At 31.2% G+C, this 4,207-nt stretch carries 5 protein-coding genes; 2 read left to right on the top strand and 3 right to left on the bottom strand.

The window, feature by feature from the left end; translation table 11 throughout:
* Window positions 1–37: 37 nt before the first annotated feature.
* Genes D1606_RS18000 through D1606_RS17990 form a run of 3 tightly spaced genes read right to left on the bottom strand, consistent with a single transcriptional unit; the run spans window position 38 to window position 3,258 of the window.
* Window positions 38–772 (bottom strand): aminotransferase class I/II-fold pyridoxal phosphate-dependent enzyme, encoded by a 735-nt coding sequence (locus D1606_RS18000; protein WP_233548169.1) that lies wholly within the window; start codon window positions 770–772, stop codon window positions 38–40.
* Window positions 773–824: 52 nt separating this feature from the next.
* Window positions 825–2,030 carry an ATP-grasp domain-containing protein gene (locus tag D1606_RS17995; RefSeq protein WP_119417394.1) on the bottom strand — a complete coding sequence of 402 codons (1,206 nt, stop codon included), beginning with the start codon at window positions 2,028–2,030 and terminating at the stop codon, window positions 825–827.
* The gene (locus D1606_RS17990) at window positions 1,999–3,258 is read right to left on the bottom strand and encodes an ATP-grasp domain-containing protein (protein ID WP_119417393.1); all 1,260 of its coding nucleotides are present in this window, start codon (window positions 3,256–3,258) and stop codon (window positions 1,999–2,001) included. The genes D1606_RS17995 and D1606_RS17990 overlap by 32 nt, the downstream gene beginning before the upstream one ends.
* Before the next feature lie 176 nt (window positions 3,259–3,434).
* Between D1606_RS17990 and D1606_RS17985 the strand changes: the two genes are divergently transcribed.
* Both D1606_RS17985 and D1606_RS19165 read left to right on the top strand, forming a co-directional pair.
* Window positions 3,435–3,974, top strand: a complete 540-nt coding sequence (locus tag D1606_RS17985; protein WP_158582432.1) for an Rgg family transcriptional regulator — start codon at window positions 3,435–3,437, stop codon at window positions 3,972–3,974.
* Between the two features lie 11 nt (window positions 3,975–3,985).
* Window positions 3,986–4,207, top strand: a 222-nt coding sequence (locus D1606_RS19165) for an Rgg family transcriptional regulator (protein WP_233548168.1), incomplete at its 3' end; no start/stop codon positions are given.

Here is a 4,207-nt window from a genome sequence, read left to right as displayed (position 1 = left end):
ACTCCCATTGGTGTAAATATAACATTTTCTATGTTGTTTAATCAATCAAACTTGTAAAATTTTTTAATCTATTTAAAGACTCATGTATTAATTCGTTTGAAACTGCAAAATTTAAACGTATATTATTAGGTTCTCCAAAAGCTTCCCCAGGAACAACTGAAAGTAATTGCTCTTCAAGTAAAAGGCTACAAAATACATCAGAGCTTGTTATCTCCACATTTTTATATTTTTTACCTATAAAATTTGAGATATTGGGAAATACATAAAAAGCGCCTTCCGGCATATAGCACCTAATTCCACCAATTTCATTAAGCCCATTTACTAGTAAATCACGTCGTTTTTTGTACTCTTCTACCATTTTGTTATCAAAATTCTGAATTGCTGCAATACCAGCATATTGAGAAATCGTTGCTGGACTACCAGTAGCGTGACTTTGGAAATTAGAGATTGCTACTGCTATATCTAACGGTGCGGCAATATAACCTAAACGCCAACCAGGCATTGAGAATACTTTCGAAAAACCATTCGTAATTATTGTTCGATTTAATAAATCAGGGAAAATAGACGGTAAACTAAAATGTGATCCTTCATATACAAATTTATCGTATATCTCGTCAGAAATAATTAAAATATTGGGATATTCTAATAACACTTCTCCAATCTCTTTAAGCTCTATTTCAGAGTAAACTGAACCTGTTGGATTATTAGGAGAGGTTAGAACAACCGCTTTAGTTTTTTGTGTTATACTTTCTCTTAAAAGCTCCGCAGTCAAGCACTCCTTAATTTTCTTGATTTTTCGTTCATTTTTATCCCTCTATTCTTTATCAAATTGTTATTAATTTCATTATTTTCTCAACGCTTTTGATAACTTTATCAATTTCCTGATAATTTTTCGCTTTAACCATAACCCATCCACTTCTGTCGTAACTTGATTCAATGCTTCCTATTTGATCGCCAACTTCTAAATTTATATTGTAATCCACTACATTGGGATGTTTTTTTAAAGTATCTAATCCCTCTAACGTCTTAACAAACCCTGGTTTGGCATCTAAAAACTTAATTGCACAAACAGAACTTTCATGAACAGAGGGGATGTCATATTCTAGATCAGCTAATTCTGCAAAAATAGGTGTATGCATATCACAATTATTTGCTATTTCCGTAATATTAACGATATTATCCCCACCGTAGCGAGTATGTACCTCTCCTACGATAAATCCATCTGCACTATGAAACCCCTCTAGATGTAATGGACCAAATTGAATATCTAAAGCTCTAACAACATCTTGTAATACCTGTCTATACATGAGTTCATTTTCTTTTTTACGTGCATAAGGTGAGATATGACCTGACTCTACAAATGTTTGTGAATATAAAAGCTTTTTGGTAACCCCCCATAAATATACGTTTCCTTTGTAAATAATTGCTTCTAAAGAAACCTCTTCTCCTTCAATAAATTCTTCAACTAAGATAAAATCCTCTTCATCTTTATAGATAATTGTCTGATTAAATGCCGTCTCAATTTCATGCTCTTCTTCAACTTTGCGAACACCTATACTCCCCTGTTGATTCCGAGGTTTTAAAATAATAGGATGTTTGTTACATTTCCAAAATTCTTTCACTTCATCGATAGTTTTACATAAATTGAATTTCGGGGATAAAAACCCGTGGTCTTTCAAAATTTTTCTTGTTATATACTTATCAAGACATGATTTAACACTACTGATTGAATTACCTTTAAAGTTAAACAATGATTGTATTTTAGAGACGTTATATAGCGCTGCCTCCTTGAAAGTAAAAATAGCATCTAACTTTTCCATTTGATGAATTTTTTCTGTTACCAAAAGTAGTTCATCAAAGTTAGTGAAATCTACTATAATTTTTTTATAAGCATTCTCTATTAATTCCTCATATTTCTCTAAATTAGATTGTTTATCGCCTAATATAACTTCAAAACCTATTTTTTTTGCTCGAGCAATTGCGTTTTTTATATGGGTTTCAGGAATTCCTACCAGGAATAACTTTTTCACTTATATTACATCTCACTTTCGAACAAGCATTTATAGCAAAATTAATGGCTTCATCTGTGTTTTCACCTACTGTAATAACATACGCAATCCGTGAATCATGGAATATATCAGGTGGTAACCCTACGTAATCACCAACTTGTTTTTCAATTACAAAATCTACAACACCTGGCATTTCTTTAATTTTTTCTATTCCTTCCCATGCATGGACTGTTCCTGCAACTTCAGCAGTTAGGAATTTTACACAAGCACCTTTATTCTTAGATGAGGTAAAATCGAACTCTTCACCGATTGCAGCTAATAAATTTGCTTCTGTAATATCTATTCCCGTGGCAAGTGGGATTAAGTGAGTAGTAATAAAATCCCCTCCCAATCTTCCATTAATTTCAACAATTTTATATCCATTTTTGGTCATCATAATTTCGGCATGAAAACCACAATTATCAAGTCCTAATGCATGTATTCCGTTCTCTGTGATTGATAATAATTCCTTTTCTACCTTCTCAGAAACTCTCGCAGGAAAAGCGTGTTGGTATTCCTCAAAATAGTAATCTGTCCACTTTTCGGTAATACCTGCAAAATGGATATTACCATTGGATATTATTCCTTCAACACTTATTTCCTGACCTTCCATAAATTCTTCTACTAAATATTCATTTGGATAAAAAGAAAACATAGCATCATTGTTCGGTGTAGTAGAAATAATTAATAGATCATAAATATTTTCTAAGTCTGCAGGAGAAGTAACTTTAAAAACACCTTTACTGGCTGAGGCGCCAACAGGTTTAACGATTAATGGATAATCCATTAATTTGCTAGCATTTTTAAGTTCTTCCAAGGTAGAAAACTTTTTGAATTTTGGATGAGGAACTCCTGATTTCCTCAAACATTCACGCATTTCACCTTTGTTTCTAGCACGAACAGCTGAGGCTACAGAACTCCCTTTCAATCCAAATTCTTGAGCAATTACTGCTACAGGGACTACATCTCTATCCCAAAAAGTAATAACGCCGTCAAAATGGATTTGAGTATGTTTTTTAGTCAAAATAGAAATGGTTTCATTTATATCATAGGTATTTGCTTCAATAAAATGATCTACAAAAGGAAAGGACCACTCCGGTAATGATGGACCAACTACTGAAACTTTTAATCCCAATCTTTTTGCTGTTTCTAACGTTAGAATCTTTTTGATATATGTAGCATTAAAAAACAAAATATGCTTATCCTCCATACGTCTATCCCCATTTCATTCTTAAAATAATGTAGTTAATATCCAATCAAATCCCATACTAATAAAATAAATTCAATCACACTATCACCTCCTAGCAATTTAATTATTTCAATTTTTAGAAATTTCATGATAAAATGTTAGCAATTACTAACTGTTTTAGTGAGGTGGTTGAGTTTATGAACACTAAAATTGGCTGTATCATTCGTGAGATTCGAATAAGTAAAAAAATCAAATCAAATGTACTTTATAAAGAAGTACTATCTAGACCTTCCATAATAAAATTTGAGGAAGGCGAAAGTGATACAACTGTGGAAAGATTTTTAATCCTACTCGATAGGTTAAACATTACTTTAGAGGAATTTGTAGCTATTTATAAAAATGGAGAAAATCAAGATTTATCTTTGACCTCTAGCTATATTCAGGCCTTTTATAAAAAGGACCTGGCTAAATTGAATGATATTTATTATTCAACTCAACAATTGTATAAATCAACAAAAAATCAAAAGTATTTACATTATGGAGCCATTATTAGTCTGTTAATTGATTCGATACAGAACAACTTCTCACATAAAAACGAGAAGGATATTCTCCAAGACTATCTGATGAGGTGTGAGACATGGGGATATTACGAATTAACTTTATTTATTAACACTCTGAATTTTTATTCAAATGAATTAATAGACACCGTATATAGAAACGCAAAAAAAATCTTTTGAAATACAACCAATTGCCACGCTATCGAAATGAATTTTCTATTTTACTATTTAATATTTTGGAAAAAAAGTTATCTAGTGGAGATTATCGTAATTTAAAGAAGTATTTAGACGAATTAACAGATTTTAAAAATCAAAATAAAGATGTTATGTATTACCAATCTATGGTTACTTATTTTGAAAATCTTATAAATATTATTAAAAATAATAATATAGAAGATAATGTGAAAAGTATT

This window comes from Rummeliibacillus sp. POC4 (assembly GCF_003576525.1).
Taxonomy (GTDB): domain Bacteria; phylum Bacillota; class Bacilli; order Bacillales_A; family Planococcaceae; genus Rummeliibacillus.
Note: the sequence above shows the minus strand (reverse complement) of the source record. Positions and strands in the feature narration are given on the sequence as shown.

Bases quoted from the DNA above. Each gene is read 5' to 3' on its own strand.
- D1606_RS17990 (WP_119417393.1), bottom strand. From the start codon at position 3,258: ATGGAGGATAAGCATATTTTGTTTTTTAATGCTACATATATCAAAAAG.
- D1606_RS17985 (WP_158582432.1), top strand. From the start codon at position 3,435: ATGAACACTAAAATTGGCTGTATCATTCGTGAGATTCGAATAAGTAAA.